This window comes from Moorella sp. E306M, from assembly GCF_006538385.1.
Classification (GTDB): Bacteria; Bacillota; DSM-521; order Neomoorellales; family Neomoorellaceae; genus Neomoorella.
This window is the reverse complement of record NZ_BJKO01000001.1, coordinates 2,762,515-2,781,535: the sequence shown is the minus strand read 5'-3', so window position 1 is coordinate 2,781,535 and position 19,021 is coordinate 2,762,515. Positions and strand designations below refer to the sequence as shown.

Annotated in this window: 17 protein-coding genes and 1 pseudogene; 2 read left to right on the top strand and 16 right to left on the bottom strand. The window is 58.4% G+C overall.

The genetic code is table 11. The features are described from left to right. Window positions 1–30: 30 nt before the first annotated feature. The 13 genes from FLZ89_RS14425 to FLZ89_RS14365 form a co-directional block, all read right to left on the bottom strand. Window positions 31–549, bottom strand: a complete 519-nt coding sequence (locus tag FLZ89_RS14425; protein ID WP_141264499.1) for a prepilin-type N-terminal cleavage/methylation domain-containing protein — start codon at window positions 547–549, stop codon at window positions 31–33. Between the two features lie 429 nt (window positions 550–978). Beyond that, window positions 979–1,545 (bottom strand): hypothetical protein, encoded by a 567-nt coding sequence (locus tag FLZ89_RS14420; protein ID WP_141264500.1) that lies wholly within the window; start codon window positions 1,543–1,545, stop codon window positions 979–981. 110 nt (window positions 1,546–1,655) lie between these two features. Further along, complete coding sequence (locus FLZ89_RS14415) at window positions 1,656–2,792, bottom strand: type IV pilus twitching motility protein PilT (RefSeq protein ID WP_141264501.1); 1,137 nt, start codon at window positions 2,790–2,792, stop codon at window positions 1,656–1,658. A gap of 186 nt (window positions 2,793–2,978) precedes the next feature. Further along, window positions 2,979–3,866 carry a hypothetical protein gene (locus FLZ89_RS14410; protein ID WP_141264502.1) on the bottom strand — a complete coding sequence of 296 codons (888 nt, stop codon included), beginning with the start codon at window positions 3,864–3,866 and terminating at the stop codon, window positions 2,979–2,981. A gap of 296 nt (window positions 3,867–4,162) precedes the next feature. Next, a complete protein-coding gene (locus FLZ89_RS14405; RefSeq protein ID WP_141264503.1) occupies window positions 4,163–4,630 on the bottom strand; it encodes a hypothetical protein in 468 nt (155 codons plus the stop codon). Beyond that, window positions 4,630–5,040, bottom strand: a complete 411-nt coding sequence (locus FLZ89_RS14400) for a hypothetical protein (protein WP_141264504.1) — start codon at window positions 5,038–5,040, stop codon at window positions 4,630–4,632. The genes FLZ89_RS14405 and FLZ89_RS14400 overlap by 1 nt, the downstream gene beginning before the upstream one ends. A gap of 146 nt (window positions 5,041–5,186) precedes the next feature. Further along, complete coding sequence (locus FLZ89_RS14395; protein ID WP_141264505.1) at window positions 5,187–7,142, bottom strand: Ig-like domain-containing protein; 1,956 nt, start codon at window positions 7,140–7,142, stop codon at window positions 5,187–5,189. A 204-nt stretch (window positions 7,143–7,346) separates the two neighbouring features. Continuing rightward, window positions 7,347–8,342 carry a copper amine oxidase N-terminal domain-containing protein gene (locus FLZ89_RS15810; RefSeq protein ID WP_172613644.1) on the bottom strand — a complete coding sequence of 332 codons (996 nt, stop codon included), beginning with the start codon at window positions 8,340–8,342 and terminating at the stop codon, window positions 7,347–7,349. A 593-nt stretch (window positions 8,343–8,935) separates the two neighbouring features. Further along, entirely contained in the window at window positions 8,936–9,211 is a 276-nt protein-coding gene (locus FLZ89_RS14385; protein WP_141305198.1) for a hypothetical protein, read from the bottom strand. Between the two features lie 25 nt (window positions 9,212–9,236). Further along, entirely contained in the window at window positions 9,237–9,437 is a 201-nt protein-coding gene (locus FLZ89_RS14380; RefSeq protein WP_141305197.1) for a hypothetical protein, read from the bottom strand. A 90-nt stretch (window positions 9,438–9,527) separates the two neighbouring features. After that, on the bottom strand, window positions 9,528–12,275 hold the full coding sequence (locus FLZ89_RS14375; protein ID WP_141264508.1) for a hypothetical protein: 2,748 nt from the start codon (window positions 12,273–12,275) through the stop codon (window positions 9,528–9,530). 50 nt (window positions 12,276–12,325) lie between these two features. Next, complete coding sequence (locus FLZ89_RS14370; protein WP_141305196.1) at window positions 12,326–14,188, bottom strand: hypothetical protein; 1,863 nt, start codon at window positions 14,186–14,188, stop codon at window positions 12,326–12,328. 114 nt (window positions 14,189–14,302) lie between these two features. Beyond that, window positions 14,303–14,791 (bottom strand): copper amine oxidase N-terminal domain-containing protein, encoded by a 489-nt coding sequence (locus FLZ89_RS14365; protein WP_141264510.1) that lies wholly within the window; start codon window positions 14,789–14,791, stop codon window positions 14,303–14,305. Between the two features lie 349 nt (window positions 14,792–15,140). On the opposite strand from FLZ89_RS14365, the gene FLZ89_RS16625 reads away from it, so the two are divergent. Beyond that, a complete protein-coding gene (locus FLZ89_RS16625) occupies window positions 15,141–15,308 on the top strand; it encodes a hypothetical protein (protein WP_373995610.1) in 168 nt (55 codons plus the stop codon). A 44-nt stretch (window positions 15,309–15,352) separates the two neighbouring features. Then, the gene (locus FLZ89_RS16620) at window positions 15,353–16,036 is read left to right on the top strand and encodes a site-2 protease family protein (RefSeq protein ID WP_373995609.1); all 684 of its coding nucleotides are present in this window, start codon (window positions 15,353–15,355) and stop codon (window positions 16,034–16,036) included. Between the two features lie 410 nt (window positions 16,037–16,446). Here FLZ89_RS16620 and FLZ89_RS14355 read toward each other — a convergent pair whose 3' ends face one another. From FLZ89_RS14355 to FLZ89_RS14345, 3 genes and pseudogenes are all read right to left on the bottom strand, one after another. Further along, window positions 16,447–17,808: an ATP-binding protein gene (locus FLZ89_RS14355; RefSeq protein WP_141264512.1), complete on the bottom strand. Its 1,362-nt coding sequence runs from the start codon at window positions 17,806–17,808 to the stop codon at window positions 16,447–16,449. 231 nt (window positions 17,809–18,039) lie between these two features. Next, entirely contained in the window at window positions 18,040–18,570 is a 531-nt protein-coding gene (locus tag FLZ89_RS14350) for a hypothetical protein (RefSeq protein WP_141264513.1), read from the bottom strand. A gap of 51 nt (window positions 18,571–18,621) precedes the next feature. Further along, a pseudogene (locus FLZ89_RS14345) lies at window positions 18,622–19,021 on the bottom strand (hypothetical protein); the annotation flags it as partial.

Genomic DNA, 19,021 nt, shown 5'->3' with positions numbered 1-19,021 from the left:
ATGCGGGGTCACGCCTTCAACCCCCAGCGATTACTGGGCCGCGTAGGAAACGGCGGCCGTGGGCGGGGTGGCGGTCAGATCCGGGAACGCCGTGGTGTCGGCAGCCCCGATGCTGGGTTGCAGGTTATCGGTGGTCACTACGTCGTCCGCAGTGCCGATATTACCATCGAGGCCGGGCGACACGATGATGTAGCGGGTGACGTTGGTGGTGGTATCAATGGTCCGGTCATAGTAGTAGGGGTTGCCCCAGGGATCCTTGATACCCTTGTCGTCACCCGTCCAGGCGATGCCGTTGTTCTGCATCACGGTGGCGACGCTACTGTTGTCAGGGTACAAGCCGTTGCCCTGATCCGCGGCGTACACTTCGACGATGGTCTTCATGGAGCCGAGGTCGGCCAGAGCCCGGGCTTGACGTGCCCTCTCGGTGTAGCCGAGGAGCTTGGGCATGAGCACCGCGGCAAGGATGGCGATGATGGCGACTACCACCAGAAGCTCTACCAGGGTAAACCCTTTGCCCTTCTTGCGCATCTTGTTAAAAAGCTTGAACATGGAATTCCTCCTCGTCTTCTTAGTCTTATTTCAATCCCTGCCCCTCCAAATACCGGGGCATTTTTGCCGGGGCGCATAGCCCCGCTCCCGCATCACGTTAAAACTTTAAGTGCTACTTGCTATGTCTTTTTCCGGCGTGACCCCCGACCGCTAATTCAGGCCTCCTTTCCCGTTTTAGTCGTTTAACCTCCCGCGACGCCCGGCGCCGGGGCCGCCCTCCGGGTATATTCGCCGGCGCAAAATAAAAACCGCACCGTCCTCCGGCGCCGATGCCGCTGGAGGAAATCGGTGCGGTTTTCCCGCCCCCACAAAGGATATTTCTTTTACAATACACTCAACTCAAGTTTGATTTTAGGAGATATTAGCAAGGATGTCAATAGTTTTATTTATCCCATTAATTTCCTTCTCAAAGGCTATACTTCCGCCGCTTCATCGATCGGCCGCCGCAGAGCCGTCCCGTAGCTCGGCCCGGCGGACGGCGAAGCGGACCTTCAAGCCGTGCTTTTCGGCCACCGCCACGAGCCGCTTCCCTGCGGCCGCTGCGTCCCGGCACCCGGCGAGCGTCACCGCAGCCGACCGCCCGGACCACTCGATTCTGTCGGACGCACGGAGTGCCGCCTGCATCTCGTCACGGCATTCCGGGGGTACGGTCGCGTCGAATTCCAAGATGAACGTCGCGTCGTCCGGCGTGTCGCCGCTGTAGCCGCCCTCAGCCAGCAGCCCGGCCAGCGTGCCGCCCACCCTGGCCATAAAGGTGTCCGCCTCGTTCGGCCGCACCAGAAATTCGACGCTGGCCGGACCGCCGTCCGGGCCTGCCGCCACGTTGCAGAACGGCCATGCCCGTAGCAAAGCGGCCAGCCTCCCGTCGTCGAGCCACCTGGCCGGGAAAACGTAGGTCACGTTGAAATGCTTGACGCTCCCCTGAGACCGCACGGCGTTTACCCGAGAAACGCCCGGCAGCCGCAGGAGCGAGGCGAAGATGCACTCTTCCTTCACTCGCTTGTACCCGCCTTTCTTTTTGATTTTTTTATAGATCCGCTGCGGGAAGACCCGCCTAGTTCAGGGGGTAGAAGAATTTCAGATCAAATTAACTCTTAATTTAACTCTTAATAGAGCTTTAAAAACCGCCAGAATAGATCTGCGTCCCCAGCACGACATTCCGCTTTAGCACGGTCGATTATATCGGTTGCCGCCAGCTTCGCGAGCGCCCGTTCCAGGGGGAAAGCACCGTCAACCGAGCCGGAATGCAAAATAGCGGCCATCCTGGTGACATCACCGGCCAGGAGCACGTCTTTCAGCGGCGGCACGGCGGGCAAAACGCCAGCGGCCACTACCCGACCGCCGTCGGCGCCGCAGATGGCTTTTTGAACGACCACCCCGTGTAATACCGCTGCGAGGCGGCACACAGGACCGCCGCTCTCCTGTGCCGGGATCAGCCTGGCCACTCGCGCCACCGTTTCTTCGGCCGAGGCCGCCCGCACGGCACACACCGTCAGCCTGCCTGTCTCGGCGGCTACTACCACCGCGTCGGCCGTCCCGGCGTCCGGCACGTCCCCGGCGACTATAACGTCCGCGTCGCTGTACAAGGCGGACTTTACGCCGTTTTCGAAGTTATCCACGTCCTCACCGACCTCGCGCTGGTTGACGACGCCGCGGGCATGGCGGTGCAAATAGCGGATAGGATTCTCAACTGTAATCACGTGCCGCGGCGATGTGCGGTTGATAAAATCGACCATGGCGGCTAAAGTGGCCGCCTTGCCGCTTCCGGTCGGACCGCCCACCAGGATCAGCCCTTCCCCGGTCGCGAGCATCCGCTCCACCGCTTCCTTCACTTCCGGCAGATGGCGGAACACGTCTTCCAACGAAGGCACGCTCCGGCCCAGGGCACGGCACACCACGGCCGGGTTGCCCCGCTGCCGGAAGACGCTTACGAGGAACCTTGTCATCCCCGGCAGCGATTTAACGAAGCGAACGGTTCCCGTCTGTTCGAACCGCTCGCGGAGCTCCGGTCGGGCGAAAAGCTCGGCAGCCACCCGCCTCGCTATAGCTGGGGTTACGACCATTTCCCAAAACGAATTGGTAGCAATGAAGTCGGCGGCCTGTTGTCCTCTGTCGTCTCCCGGGACGGCGAGATCTCTGATTGGGCACAGATCACCGTCCACCCTTAAGAGCGGTGGGGCGCCGACCGTGATATGAATGGACGTGGCGCCGATCCCAGCGGCGAACCGTAGCAATGCTTCCACAGGTTGGCATCCGCTGGCGGCGGGGTCAAGAGTTTGGTTGTTAAGGTTAGATGAGTTCACGACGCAATTCGCACCCCCTGAAATTGGGTTTTCAAAAGAACGGGCTGGAAGCACAACAGGTTAACCTAATCTATGAACCTGTCAACTTCTTCAATGTGGCACCCAAACTTAATGTCGTAGGTAGCGTCAAACATCGCTTCGTGCCACGACAGCCGCCGTGTGGACGGGTGCGGCCAGGACGTTGAAATCGACGGCTGTGTTCTGCTCAAGGACGACGCTTCCCCGCAGGGAACCGCCGTTGACCGTCCCCGCCACCAGGGCGCCGTACCGGAGCGACCAGTAGGCGTTTCCCCCACCCGTGCCGCCCCACCCGGCGTCGCCGCCCGCGATGGCCATGGCGACGGACGTGCCGGAGGCGTTTTTCAGATTAATGTCCTGGCCCGCTATCAGGGAAAGGTTTTCGGCCGTCAGAGAGCCAGCGACACGGATGCTCCCGGCGGCCGCTATGGTCGCCCGGGCAGCCGTCGCGCCGCCCGGGACGGTCGCGTCGCCCTCGACGAAATAGACCCCGGCCAATTGGACCATCTCGCCGACGGTGAAGGTTTTGTCGCCGGGGAAATAGTGCTGGAGCCCCGTGGCCGCCTCAAGGCTTTGGGCGGTGCATCGGGCCAGGCTGACCACCCGGACGACATCCTCAATTCCGGGGAAAGGCAGCGGCGGCCGCCAGTATGGCACGGCCGACCCCGTGGCCGCCCCGGGGCTGACGCCGCCCGTGGCGTAGACGTCGCCGTGAATGCTCCCGGGCTTCTGTGCCGTTATGTCACCGTCGGCGTACACCGCCCGCCGTTCTCCGGGCAGCCCTACGGCGGCGCTACCGCCCACGGAAAAACTGCTGTCGACCAATATGTCCGATTTTACGAGAGCGGCCCCTCCCAGGCTCAAAGGCCTCCCGGCGGCCAATTGCTTGACGCCGCCGCCGTAACAGGCCACCAGAGGCGTCTGCCCCAGCTTCACTACCACCCGCACGGTGACCCGGGCGTTCCCGCAGCGGCCGGTGGACGTGACCACCGCCATCTGCGTGCCGTCGGGGGCGGCGAAATGCTCGATGGTAACGCTCTCCACCGCCGACGTGGCGTCGACCGGGCCTACGGCGACGCTCCCGTCCGACCAGAGCGGGTCGGACCGCAGGAAAACCTTCACCCGCTCGAACCCGGTGTCCGCCGCGCACCGCGCCTGGGCGACCGTCCGGTCGTTCGCCGCCGACCTCGCCGATTGGGCGGCCAGGGCGGCCGCCGCCATCCCTGTAAAAAGCACGCCGGCGGCTATGACGAGGAGGGCCAGCGCGGCGAACCCCCGGCCCCGGCCGCCGTTCAGCCGCCGCTGCACACGTAAACGCATATCCGCGTCTTCCCTCCCCCGGCCGCGGTGAACTCGGCGGTCGCCAGGCTACCGCCCGTCACGGTGACAACAGAAAAATCCGCCCCGGTTATCCCGGCCGCCACCACGCGGGCGCCGGAGCCGTCGTCCCGCGTGAGCCCGCCGTTGGCGAGGGCGTAGACAACCGTCCCGCCGCCCGACGTCGTCACGACCAGCGTCCCTGGCCCGGCGGCGGCCGCGCTGGCCGCCCGGTAGAGGTCGTGGGATACCCACGCCGCGGCCGCCCGCAGCGTGTTTGCGGCTTCGGCTTCTCTGCGAATTTTCGCCGCGATTGCCCACGCCCGCCAAGAGATGTCCATGGCGGCGGCAAACGTTAAAAACACCAGCCCGGCGGCCACCACGAATTCCGCCAGCGTGAACCCGCGGCGGCCGCAGCGAAAAAGATCGCCCGCCCACCGCATCAGAGGTCTGCCGTCCTTTCAAACACCAAAACCTGGGCCGCCGCGCCAGGAGCCGGGCACGTGACGCGCACCGTGACCCGCTTGGTGTAGGCGTCAACCTGCTCCACCGTCACGGACCGCTTGAAGCCGGGGTAGCCCGGCACGTCCGCTTCCGGCTCGGACGATATCTGGTCGAAAGGCACAGGCTTCAATTGCTCGACTTTTTCTTGGGCCAGGCACACGGCCCGGAAGCTGTCGCCCGCCGCCCTCTGCCCCCGGACGGCCCCGGCCATGACGCCCCCGAGGACGACCGCCGCCACCGCGAGGACGGCGGCTATGATGACGGCCTCTACCAGGGTGAAGCCTTTTGCCGCAGATCCGGTTGGAGTGGCCGAAACGGGAAGCAAGCACTTTTTGTGTTTTCGTTCCATAAAAAATCGCCGCCTAGCACCCTGCCCCGAGTGAGGAAGGGAGGAAAAGCGGCTACATTACCTCCTTCCGTTGTAATAACGATCAAAAAATCCCCGGCCGTTTAGGGTTCAAAGCCTAACGGCCGGAGATTTGAGTTTAGTAGTTATTATTGAAATTCCGATACTTGGACCGGTGTGTAACGGTCGGTCGTCGTGCCATCGCCTAATTCACCATAACCATTGTACCCCCACGTCCAGACCGTGCCGTCAGCCTTCAGGGCGAGGGAATGATAACCCCCACCCGCCACGGCCACCACGTCGGTGAGGTTTGCAACCTGGACCGGTGTGTAACGGTCGGTCGTCGTGCCATCACCCAGCTGACCTGTGTAGTTTGCCCCCCACGCCCACACTATACCATCGGACTTCAGGGCAAAGGAATACTCCGCACCAGCCATTATTGCTACTACACCGGAGAGATTTTTAACTTGGATTGGGGTGGTGTGCCTGTTCGTCGTGCCATCACCAAGCTGACCGTAAAAGTTGTCTCCCCACGCCCAGACTGTCCCGTCGGACTTCAGGGCGAGAGAATGATTGGCTCCGGCCGCTACGGCCACGACACCGGAGAGGTTCGCTACCTGAACTGGGGTGGTGTGACTATTCGTCGTTCCATCACCCAGCTGGCCGGTGTAGTTATGTCCCCACGCCCAGACTGTACCGTCTGATTTGAGGGCGAGGGAATGACCACCACTAGCCGCCACAGCCACCACGTCGGTGAGGTTTGCAACCTGGACCGGGGTATTGCGATTGGTTATTGTGCCATCGCCCAGCTGGCCGAATTCGTTATCCCCCCACGCCCACACCGTCCCATCGGATTTCAAGGCGAGGGAATGGTGATCCCCGGCCGCTACGGCCACAACATCGAAGAGGTCCGCTACCTGAACTGGGGTATAGCGGTCGGCCCAAGTACCGTCACCCAGCTGGCCATAGATGTTCGATCCCCATGCCCACACCGTCCTGTCGGATTTCAGGGCGAGGGAATGGTACCCTCCCGCCGTCACTGCCACCACGTCGGTAAGGTTTGCAACCTGAACTGGGAATTTGCTGAGTCTGGTGAACATGCCGTTACCTAACTCGCCGGAGTAGTTGTACCCCCACGCCCAAACCGTTCCGTCGGACATCAGGGCGAGGGAATGGTACATACCCCCGGCAACTTTCAATCCTCCAGACGGCGAATTGAACGTTACCGTAACGCTGGCCGTTACCTCCCCGCTCGATGCGATAATCGTAGCCTCGCCAGGCTGGGAAGACGTAAGGGTTACGATGGCTACACCGTTTACCGTCGTAGCCGCCGCGGCGCTCAAAACGCCTAAATTAGTTGAGAAGTTTACCACCGTCCCATCCGGAGCCAGCTTACCGTCCGCTCTCCTTACTTCGGCGGTCAGGGTGATTGCCGTCTTCCCGTCCGCCGGAACTGCAGACTTGTCGGCCATTAAAATTAGCGAACCGGGAACAAAACTAGCGGCGCCCCCTTGACGCTTGGAAGGCACTAAGTCGCTCTCCGTGAGACCGAGGGCACTCAAAGCAACCTTACCTCTGGTTACTTCTCCGCCGCCTATAGCGTAAATGTCGTCATCGGTCCCGATGATACCATCTTTTCCAGCTGAAAGGAGGATATAACCCGTTGGCAACCCTGTTTCTTGCGAAACCAATTGGGAATAGTAGTATGGCCTTTCCCAAGGATCAGCTACGCCCGTCTCGTCCCCCGTCCACTTGATGCCGTGTTTTTGCATAACAGATGCGATGGAGTTTGGTATAGAGGGGTCATTGCTATTGACGGGGTATCGCCCCTGGCCTTCATCCGCAGCGTAGGCCTCCACAACGGTTCTCATGTTGCTGATATCTTCGATTGCACGGACTACACGTGTTCTCTCCGCATAAGCTACAAATCTCAAGTACAGCACAGCGGCTAGGATAATGATTATGGCTACTACTATCAACCGTTCGACCAGAGTAAAGCCAAATTCTTTTTTAAGAAACCGAAATAACTTGCGTATACCCCGCGGACATTCGGTGTTGAATGGTGACGCTACGTGCTTAAGATAATAGTTGTTAATGAAATTCATGATTCTGGTTCACCCCCTTTTCTTCGTAACCTTAAAAAACAAGAAAGACCGGACACCCTTTAATAAGGATATCCGGTCATTTTTTGGCTCGACTTTGCCATTTATAGAAGGGCCGCGTGAAAACTGGCCCTTCAGGGTGGAAGCGGCCGTTAAGCCCGGCTTCTCGCCGGAAAATGATCGCCGTTTAGTTTCTTTTTGCTGTGATCATTCAAGAATTACCACACTCTGAGTGGACGGTTCCCAGTTCACCTCGTACCCAAACGCCTCGGCCACGAACCTCGCGGGAAGGAACACCCGGTCGTTCCTCAAAAGCGGTGTCACGTCCATCTGTTTGGCCTGGCCGTTAGCATAAAGTGTATTGCTGTTCACCTTTAACTCAACCGTGGTCTCACCTTTGCGCAGGGTGACCGTCTCCGTGGACGGATCCCATCTTACCCCACTCTCCGGCACGCCCAGGGCATAGGCCAGAAAACGTATTGGTACGAAGGTGCGCCCGCCTTCGACAAACGGCGCAACGTCCATTTCAAAAACTTGCTCGCCTACAGCATAAAATCTATTCTCCACCCTAAATTTCCCTACCGTCTTTATTTCCCGCGGCTGTTCAGGCGGTTGGGACGATTCCTCCCGGAACATATTCCGAGGGATCTCTGCCCGTCTCAACTCCTTCCCGACCAGGGCGAAGGCCACCACGCCACCCCCGGTCGCCGCGAGCTTAATGTCACCGACTTCGCCCGACACGCCCTCCGTCATCGGCTTCCAGGTGCGGCCGTAGTCGCCGCTCACGAACACGCAGCCGTCCGGCGTGCCCACCGCTAAAATCCCTCCGGGAACCGCGGAAACACAGGTCGCCCTGCTGGCGGCACGCTTCGGTCCCACCGCGAATTGAGCCTGGTCAATGCGTTCCCAGGCTGTTAAGCTGCGCGAAACGAAGACCTGCCCGGTCGAGCCGGGGCCGCAAGCCACCGCAACTATCGTCCCGTCCGGCTCAACGCATCCCGCGATCTTTCCCCAGATCATGTCGACCGGTTCCCCGGGCCTGCGCGGCCCCGCTGGTATCCCAGAAAGCCTCACGCCGGTATCCTGCCACGTCCTGCCCCCGTCCAGCGTGACCTCGACCTTGCCGCCCTCCAGAACGGCAACCCAGGCGTCCGGACTTACGGCCGCCACGCCACCGTCGTGGGCAGCCACGCCAGAGCACACGTCGCCCCAGGTCCTTCCGCCGTCGCGGGAGACTTTGAGCATCGTCAAGTTCTGCTGCGGCAGTTTGAAAACGCCGAGAAGAGCGTCGCCCGCAGCCTCTAGATTTGACGGGGCACCGGAAGCGCCGACCTCAACCGTCTCCCACCTCTGGCCTTTGTCTGTACTCTTGCAGAGGAAACTGGTGCCTGACTTGAAAGTGCCGGACAGAAACACCGTACCATCCGGGAGAAAAACCATGTCGCTGACGGACGCTATTTCCCCCGGCTCATGGAAAGTGTTATCGATGAGCCACCTTACCTCGGCCCACGTCCTGCCGCCGTCCGTGCTGCGGTACAGGATGTAGCCTTCGGGGTTGTTTCCTGATACCGGCCACGACTCGGCTAAGGCAAAGGCCGTGCTGTCCCGGGCAAAATCAGGTGATACCCAGACTTTCACGATATCTCCTTTTAATACACGCTGAAAAGCCACCTCCTCCGCGGCATAAGCGGGTCTAGCGGGAATACCCTCAAATGCCAAACAGAGCAACAGTGCCGCGATTAAAACCGCTACTTTCCGCAGAAGCAAGCAAATCCCTCCTTCGTTTTCCTTTTTTGTTAGCTGTATTCGACAGAAAACATATTTTTCCTCCTTAAACTTTTTTCACTAGCTGTTTGCCATCCTGTTTCAATTTTGCTATCAACTTCTATCAACCAATCATAAAGTTGACAGCAAAAGCAGTTTACGCTCTCCGAGAGGCTGGCTTTGAACCCGGCTTTCCGGCTGGCGGAAAAGCGGAGCCGAGCGTCTGGAGTCCCGCCCGAAACAGTCACGCCGCAAAGTCGAGGAGCGTCATCCGGCAGCCGGAGGCCACCGTCTTCTTCCAGATCCACGACGCTGCCAAACGGCGGGGTGGTGCTAACGTCGTTCCAGGCTCCCACCTGAAGGATAGGAACGGTTTGGCCAGCCGAAATGCCGTTTGCCGCACATCTCAGCCCTGGCTACCCGGCGGCGCTCGGCTTCCCGGAAGGGAAACCTCATCGTCAAAGCCCGCTTCGCGTGCAGCTCAAAAACCAGCCGGCCGCACGTTCCGCCGGAGCTTTCTTCCACCCGGGCCAATCCCTGTCTTTTACCGGGAACATCCCGGGAATCGGTAAAGTGAACCTCCGCCGGGACAAGCCCGGCGGAGGTTCACCAAAATCAAACACCTCAATCTTCGGGGTAAGGCGGTGGGTATATTTGCCCATTATAGTAAAAACGCCATTGCCTCTGGGTGTTGGGAACGCCGTAGTAGAACGGGATCTCGTTCCACCGCCGCGATAGCAGCGTCCCGAGGTACTCATCCCCGCCCTTCACCACTAGACCATCGGTCGGGGACGTGCTGGTAATATAAGAGCAGAGGGTAACGTCCGCGCCGGGAAAACCGATCACGTGCTTGGTGATGTGATCCCAGACGTACCAATCGTCCCTGCTGTCCCACGTATAGCGCATGTGGACCAAATACTTCTGCGCGCCGCAGACGATGCCGCCTTCTCCGGTTTTAAACGTCGGCGTCATGACGAACCGCCCGCCACCGTCGAAGACGGCTTCTTCCTGGGATGATAGTATCGGCTGAACGATCCCTGATACTATTTCATTTAACACCCTGTTTTCAAATTTTGTCCATGATTCGTAATAGTGTTTGTTGCGGACAGGTGACTTGTAGAACCGTGTGCTGGCGGTCTTTTCGTAAGAGACCAACCACTTTGACTCCCTCGGGCCTAGGGATGGTACGCCGGGGAGAGAAATCGTCGAATCGACGTTTATATAATCCACCCTCGGGTAACTTTCGGTTTTCTTTTTTCCATTATATGAATAACGGGTGTGCTTTACTAAATCAGCCATACTATTAATCTTCGCCCGTAGAGCATCCGCGCCCGTCCAATATAGCGACGGCACGCCGCCCCACTTACCTGTCCAGGACGCGGGGAAATCTTCAGGGTTGCTACCGCTTACGATTTGGTTGTACTTGAACGAAATCTCCCATATGGCAGTGTCGGAGCTGCATTCTCTCCGGTTGGGCAACGTCTCGCCCAAGTACCGCCACCCTGTCGACGGCGTCCATACCCATTCGTGCCATACATCCACGTAACCGTAATACGGCCTGCCGTATTTGTATGTCTTGCGCCATTCAGCATAGCCGCACCGTGCCCGGATTTCGACCGGCTGTGTGACGACGTTCAGCACCGGCCGGTCTTTGGTATCAGATTCCAGCAGGTAGCCTGGAACAACGTCTTTTTTCAGGTAGCCGAAATTGCCGTCGGTCGCCACGAAGGTATATTTTTCCACAAACATCGGCGTCGCTTCGATGACCGGGATGACGTCCATCCAATCGGTATCGTAATAGCGTGGGTCAGCGTGTCTTTTGTAAACGCCCGTACCGTCAGGCACGTAGACGTCGTCGGTGTCTCCGTCTCTTTCCCGCACAGAATAGCGCCGGTAATTCCCTTCCCAGATCGGGTTATTCCACCTGTACCCGTAGCTGGTCAACACCGGCGCGGGCAGCTCGTACCCATTACTCCAGGAGCCGGACATCTGGTAAAGCCAGCCCCCGTACCGGACGTTAGCCAGCCACCACCATGGGCCGTAGATCTCCGCGAGCGATTTCGCCCCGGGCGGCAGGGTGGACGGCGGAACGGGTTCGAGATATTCAAAGCTTACGGTAAGCGATGGGCGGCCTGAAGGCCACTCTGCCTTGTAAGACGGGGTGTAATAACCGGTGTCTGCGTCGACTAACAGAGAGTCGTCCCACCAGGCACACCAGAATGGCACCTTCGGGTACCACCGGGCGAACAGGGCCGTCAGCGTCTTTCCGGCGTTGTTTCTGACGGCGGCCAGATATGCCTGCCATTCTTGGTCCGTCCAATACCACGGTTTTTCATGGTGGTAAGATACACCCACAGACCAGAGGCCGGTATCCGGGTTATATTCGACGTGCCCGGATACTCGCGGCCATCCCCTGCTCCTCCGGGGGTCGCTGCCGTGATTTCTTTCGTAAGCATAGCAGCTGAAGTCAAACGCCAGCCGCATAGGGATGAGCGGAACGACGGTCGGATCCGTCCCGTCCCACCGGACGTAGGGGACGAAAAATCCCTGCCGGTCGCCTGATTTTAAAATGTCCGGATAATCCGGGTCGTTTACAGAGGAAATTCCGGCGGAATAGTACGCTTCAGAATAACCTGGTTCCGGCCAGTCGACCCATAATTCCTCAGCAAGGAAATAATTTTTCTGCCCCCGGTTTAATAGCAAATACTTCGTCTCGTTCGGGCCGAGCGGTATTTGCCCGTTATATCCTATAGTACCGCCCACGCTGTAAAAACTCTGCCAGTCCCGGATGTTGAGATTGGCGTTTACAGTGATAGGGTACGGGTTGGGGTTTTGCAGCGTCGCGACGATGAGCCAGTAATCCGGGTCGGACCCCGGAACCATCCGGGCAAAAGAGTAGCTCATAGGCCAGCCAAACTGATTGATCGTCTTTTTGACGATCTTTCCGGTAGTTTTATAATAGTCCCAATCGTATTGGGTGCTTGTGGGAATGTTAGGCATCATCAAAGCTACCCCGGGCGGGTTCACCTGCTTCGGGTGATCCCAGTCGAGGTCCTTTCTTCTATTGTAACCTACGAGCTTCTGCACCTTTCTGTCCCCTATCTTCGCGCCGGGGACGTACGCCTCGCCCGTCTCCTTCCCGGTCGCGGGATCGCAGACGACAAAGGCCTCGCCGACCCCCTCTATATCGGCGTAATACCCGTAAAGGTGCGACGTAACAATGTTGCCGTTGGCGTCCACGCCCGTCACCAGGTCGGCCCACTGGGGCTTCGGCTCTGCCAACGCCGGCATCGGCGGCAGCGTCAGTGAGATCAAGAGCAAGGCCGCGACAAGGTCAGCGAGCGCTCGCTTCAGCGCCCTTGATTTGAACACGCTCTCAACGCCCCTTTCGTCGGTAAATTTTTTAGAAAGGTCCGGGCTACCTATTGTACAAGGCGCACCCGGACCTTGCCGTTGGCTTCTTCTTTGATAAAAGTCACTTTTTTCCACCCATAAATCGGCTCGGTGAATTCCTGATAAATAGGCGTTTCTTTCCACACCACCGGTGGGTACCACACGGGCTGGCTGACTTGCCTGGGTTCCGGACGCCGCGGCGGTTGTTCCGTGCCGGTGAGGTCGGCTTCTTTTTTGTTGTTGTCGTAGGTCTTCTCGTCGTATTTTCCGTCGAACTTTTCTGCTTTCCACCCAGTGGACGGATCGTTGCTGTTATTGTAATAATCGATAGAAACGACAAACTTGTATTGGCCGACGCCAACCGTGTAATTGCCCCACTCTTTGGTGTAAGTCCCGTGCGGTTCGAAATAGACGTTCACGCTGTCCACCAGGTCGAGCCGCTTGTACTCGGCCTGGTATTTGTAAAGGCGAATCTTCGCCCAACCGCCGACGTTAAAAGTGGACGTGAAATTCGCTTTTACCTTCAACGGCTGGTTGGCCTGCGGCGAGGAAACCGGCTGTCCCGTCTGCGCGTCAAGGACCTGGACGCCCGTCACCGCCAGGTCGTCAGGTCCGGTGTTGCCGCCGGTATCGGGCGGCTGCCATCCCTGCTGCAGACCGGTCGTCGTCACGTTGTTGCTGTAGTAAGGTTCGGTTATTGCCGCACCCAGGCCCGGCGGCGTCCGGCCTTCGAATGTAGGGCGGTAGAAATCGCCGCTCCACCGGCCTGGGACGCCGGGAACCGATATGATGCCGGACGGATTGTAGTAAGCGTTGATCGTGGCGATCAGCTTATAGTTTTTACCCGGGGCCGGGTATTTGCCGTAGACAGTCCTCGAGCCAGGCACGCCGCTGGCTACCTGTGCGCGGTCGAGGTTCAGCTCTTGCTGGAAGACCAGGGTCGGCTGCTGGTCGCCGTCCGGCCACGTGTAGAGGCGGAAGACAGCCTCTTCGCAATTGAACGGGGAGAGGTTTTTGACTACCGCCCCGAAAGTCGCCTCGCCGGAAGCGTCCGGCGCCGTGGTCGTCAATTGCTCCACGCTGAGGTCGACGGTGAAGGCGACTTTTTTGAGCTCGCAGCCGATTTCGGCGATGCGGACGGATTTGCCGAAATTGCCTTGGGATATCGTGTATACCCGGTGTAAAAAGCCGATGGCGGCGTCGCGGGTGAAGTTGAAGAAATACATATACATCATATTTCCAATTTCGGGAAGACTAGAATCATATTGCATTGCATAAAAACTATATTGGCCATTATTAATCACATCATATATTGTAGATGGGCCATCATGAACCGCTTGTTCTTTTAATAAAGGATTAAGATTAGAAGCATTTGTAGGATCTGGATATGCATAAAAATCAGTACCAAACAGCATGTGATAAAAAATCTTTCTTACCGCCGTGCTCCCCTGCTTCTGCCCGGCGTCGGTGACGTTATAATAGTTTCCCGTCATGGGCCATTCCAGGGCTTTCAGCCAATAAATCAAGTCCGACGGCGGCGGGGCGGACCGATTGTTCGGGTCAACGAAGCCGTAGCCGTCGCCGATCACGAGATGGCCGTTGACGCGGTTGTTCGGCGCAAACAAAAGGTCGGCGGCGAAGCGGCTCTCCGGCGGAAATTGACCGGGTGAAATGATATCAGCGTCATTCCAGTAATTCTGGTTGTACTTTTCCAATTCAAACGGGTTCGTTAAATAAAACTGGAAAAAAGCGCCCTCATTATAAGCATAGATCAAATTGTTATAACCCGGCGGGGGGCTTATCGGCGGCGCCCAATCCGCTGCCAAAGCCGTGCGTATCTGGAAGACTATGATTAAAAATGAGAGCAACATAATAAAAACAAGTTTGCGCATTTTGCGTTACCTCCTTCGTTGTATTTTCTATAATAAAAAAAGGGAGATCAAAAAATCCGATCTCCCTTTGTATTGAATTGTAGTTAAGAATTTGGGTTTATATATCTTTTTTCATTATGACAAATATATTTTTATATGTTGCATAATGTCATTCCACAGTACGTGATACCCGAACGCCTCGGCCACAAACCTGGCGGGCAGGAACACACGGCCGTCCCTGAGAAGCGGGGTCACGTCCATCACCTGGGGCTTGCCGTCGACGTAGAGGGTCTTGTCGCCTACCTTCAGCTCCAGCGTGGTACCGTCCATTCTCAGAGTCACGGTCTGGGTCTCGTCGTCCCAGGCGACGTCCTTCTCCGCCACGCCCAGGGCGTAGGCCAGGTAGCGCACCGGGACGTAGGCACGGTCATTTTCGATAAAAGGAACGACATCCATTGTAGGATTATTTCCTTGTACTTCCCCTGTGCTGTCAGTAAAAACATAGAAATCTCTTCCTACCCAAAAAGTAGCATTTATGCTCTTCGCCTCCGCCACGCCCCCGGCCGCCAAGGCCAGCGTCACGGCCAGGAGGAAAGCGGCGATAAAGTTAAGTTTGCGGGTCATGAAAACCACACTCCTTCTTTAAGGTTGATCTTGGTATCCTGAAGTTTTTCTATGATTTCCCTGGTTTTTCCTCTTTTGACCTTGTTTGACTATTCCGAGTAACCTCACCCTTCCTTTGACTTTCTTTGACATTATTTTAACATCTTTTGCCTGCTCTGCCAAATCCAACTTACCTTATTTTGTAACAATCTGGCAGTATTGGTTAATGATAGTATGAAAAAATGATTTTATCGCTAATCCTCACGGCGTTTTTCTTCAGATTTCGCCATTTTTCGCCAATCCCCCTTCCTATAACATCACCCCGGCAGCCGACCCTGGCGTCTTTCAAAATTTTGTCGCCAGCCAGCAGATGGCAACGGCAGCAACGCCCATCATGTACGCTTCAGCCAGCCAAGATGCGGCCCATCCTGCGAAAGATAAAACGACGAAGATTTTTGATTTGTCTTTACGGGTATTCTTATCAGCCCACCAATCAAGCCTGGAACGAAATGCGGTGGGAAGCAGGAAAAATGAGTAAATCGGCAAAAGAGTAATATACCAGATTTTAAGGAGGGCGTCGTCTTGCTCGAAATAATCTGCTCTTTCATTTTCCGTATTTTTGACGGGCTGCTTTTTAGCTTCTTGGAAAAGCTTCAAACTGCTTCTGGTACCGACCGAATCCCCCCGCTGTTCCTCTGGTTTGTCGCCGGGGCCGAGCTCGCCTTCTGCTATCTTTGCTGCTATTTGCACACGTTTTTCCACGAAACCGGTCATTACTTCGTTTGCAAGTTGCTCGGAATCACCCCCCGCGTCGTGCAGATCTGTGTCAAAGAATACCGCTTCCGACGCCTCGGAGAAACGAGGTTCCTTTTCGGACTCACGCCCATCCCTTCGGGATTCGTCGGAGACCCGGAAAGGCCCCGCCTTCTCCAGCCCACCCCGGCCAAACAAATCGCCGTCTCCCTCGGCGGGATAGGCACTACCGCCGTGCTTTCCGCACTTACCCTCGCGGTCGCCGCACGCTCGGGCGGCTTGCTCAAATGGCACATCGGGCTTTTCGGGGCATTCGGGGTAGCCTGCGTGGTCGCCAATTCCGCCGGAGACAACACGGACGGAGAAAGGATTCTTTTCGCGGTCCGCCACCAAGGGAGAGGTTTCTGGCCAGAAGAATTGCCAAAAACTACACGGCAAAAGTACCTCTTCGCGGTGTCGCAGGCTGGTGCAATCTTGGCGTTCTTTTTGACCCTTTTCCTTTTCGCCCGTTGATGTACACAACCCGCAAACGGCGGTGCGGGCGGCGTTTCTGGCCAAAACGAACATTGCGATCGGAAGAAGGAGGCACGCAATCAATAAGAGTTTCGCTTCGTTCGGCGGCAAAGCCCCGTCAATCCGTGCGAACAGAGTCTCCCATATCCCTTTGGACAGGAAAACCGTGCACAGGCACGCCGACACACCCCACAAGATAAGTGGGATACCGTCGGGCACGTGGGCCAACAGCAAAAGCGAAAACTTCGTGCGCGAAGGCCCCGCCGCCAGTTTCCCCAACCGGGCGTAGAGAGCGGCTATATGCCCTCCGACCCACCTTTCCCAAGAGATATAATGTCCCATTCCAGACTGCCACGGCAACAAAAAAGCATAGATGAAAGCGTAGCCAATGATTGCCCAAGAAAACGCTTTTATGAGCAAGGAAAAACACCCCTTCCCGCGAAAAACCTTTCCCTCACCCTCACCACCACCGCGTGCCTGACCGTCTCGTAGGTCCCGGTCAAAAGGCACGTCCCGCGGGGAAATTTAGGCAAACCCCGCAGCACCGATGGGGCGGCGTCCGCTTTAATGCCGCGCAAGACCGCCAATTGGTCCGGCTCCAGGGCGAAGATCGCCCGCGTGTTGCATTGGGCTATGGTCTTCCGGTCGACGTCCATCGGGTTCTGTGTTATCAATACGACGCCTATCCCGTAGTGCCGCCCGACGCGGACGCATTCCCTGATCACCTGTTTGCACGGGGCGTCGCCTTCCGCGGGCACTAAAAGGTGTGCTTCGTCTAAAAAAAGGACGAACGGCGGCACTTTCCCCGCCGCCCGCAGCCGCTGTAGCTCCCGCATGGTCGCGCCCACGACCAGCTGGAGCTGGAGCATGTCCAGGCTGGAGCAATCGACGGCCGCAGGCTTCCCAGACTTGAGCAGGACCGCCCAATCGAGATTAAATTCCTTCGCGCCCAGGAAGCGGTGACGTTTGATCGATGCCTCCACGCGGGCCATCGCCACCCGCAATTCGTAGCCATCCATCCGCAGCGCGTGCAAGCCTTCCTGTTCCATACGCCTCAATAGATCTTTCAGCCCGAACCCCGACCGTCGGCCCGCCGTAATTTCCGCTTGCAAAGCGGAGAAGGAAAACATGAAGAGGTCGCGGGCTGCCGCGCTTTCCAGGGCGGCCACCATCCGGGCGGCCTCTTCCGTTGTCAGGGAAGACAGCGGCACGGCGTAGTCGCGCCCCGGCTCAACCGCCTTGCCGCCCAACGACCTGGCGAGGTCCAGGTATTCCGCCTGGGAATCTATGACGACGGCGGGGAGATGCAGCTTCGCCAATTCCTCCACGAGCACGCCGGCGAAATGCGATTTCCCGCTCCCGGTGGTGCCTCCGACGAAGACGTGCCGGAACAGGCTTTCCGGGCGCAGGCAGACGTCCAGGTCCCCGGCGCGGCCTACGAACAGCGATTTGGCAGGGTCGGCGTCCAGCCCGAGGGCCGCGGCCGCGGCTTTCAGCGGCGGCGCGTAAACCTCCGCGCCCGGGTCGGCGAGCTCGTCGGGGGCGGAAAAGTCGAAACCGCCGTCCTTCCCCGGCCCGCCGCGCCGGAGGATATCGGCCTCGTAAATCGTAGCGTCTAACCTCGAAGCCTTCGCTTCCGTCACGCGGCCGAGCAGGAAAGCATCGTCTCCCAGCGGCGTTGCGACGAAAGTGCCGGCCGGGACTTTTTTGTCGGATTGGAAAGAGAAAGTGTCGTAGGTCGAGGTCAAAACCGTGCCGAGAATGGCGGTCAAAAAGAATCATTCCTTTCGTGCCGCGAATTTTTTTTTTCGAAGCCGTTCAAACAAAAAAGAACGCCGGGGTCTTTCCGGCGTAGAAATAGAACCAGCTTCAGACCACCATGAAAAAATGTCTTTTTGTAGGGTGGGTTTTCCCGCGGCGGATCTATAAATCACCCAAAAAAACCGGGACGAGGAAAGCCCTCGCTCACCCGCCCCGTGCCTCTTTTCCACGGCGTGCCGCTGTTATTGCTGCCCCTGCCCCGGCGTGGGCTGCTGCGGCTGCTGCCCCTGCGCCGGCGGCTCTTGCGGCGTCGCCTCCTGTTGTACAGGGGCTACCGGGGCCGGCGGCTGCGGCTGCTGTTCGCCGGGCCGCAATTCCCGGTGCAGCGCCAACGCCTGGCCGTCTTTGTAGAGGACGTCCACCTGGTCGCCAGCCTTGAACCATTTCGTCAGGTCCAGCTTCTCGCCCGGGCGGTTCACGAAGCCCATCCCGATCTGGACCGAGGTGTATTCGTTCGTCCTCGCCGTGACGGTCTGGCCGACGTCGCCGCCGCCTTTTTCGACCTTGACGGTGATCTTGTCCGGCTCTACGGCCACGGCCTCGCCGCTGCGGACCATCTTCTGCAATTCTTCTTGCTGTTTCCTGGCCGTCTCCACGGCTTGCTTCTTCGGGAGGGAAACGTATTTGTAATACCCCCCGCTGAAGCCTGCCGCTACGCCGACTAACAAGGAGAGGACGATTGACAGGGCTAAAACGCTTTTGCGGATATACATGAGACCACTCCTTTTAATGGTTTTTTGGCTTGCCTTAAAGTTTGCGTCCGGCTATTCAGAATCCGTGCCGTCTCGGACCGTTTCCCCGCACGCGGCCGCCAGGACGTCCAATTTTTCCGCGAGCAGCACGGCCAAACGGCGGGCTTCGTCGGCCGTCCGGGCCGCCTCTTCCAGCCGCTTTCGCCGCCGCTCGTTTTCCCGCCCGACAACAGAGGCCGCCCGTTCCGCCAATTCCTTCAGCCCGGCGAGCAATCTCTGTGCGTCCGGCAGGGCCACGGCCGGCGAAGAAGCGGCCGCCGCTTCGGCGAACGCCCGCGAAACCTGCCGCGCCCCGGAGCGGCCTACCGCCGCGCCGATTGCGGCGGCAGCGGCCCCCGCCGCCAGGACCGAAGCAGCGGTTTGCCATCCAGCCGCCCCCGCCGGGAGCAGCCGGACCGCCGCGGCCCCGGCC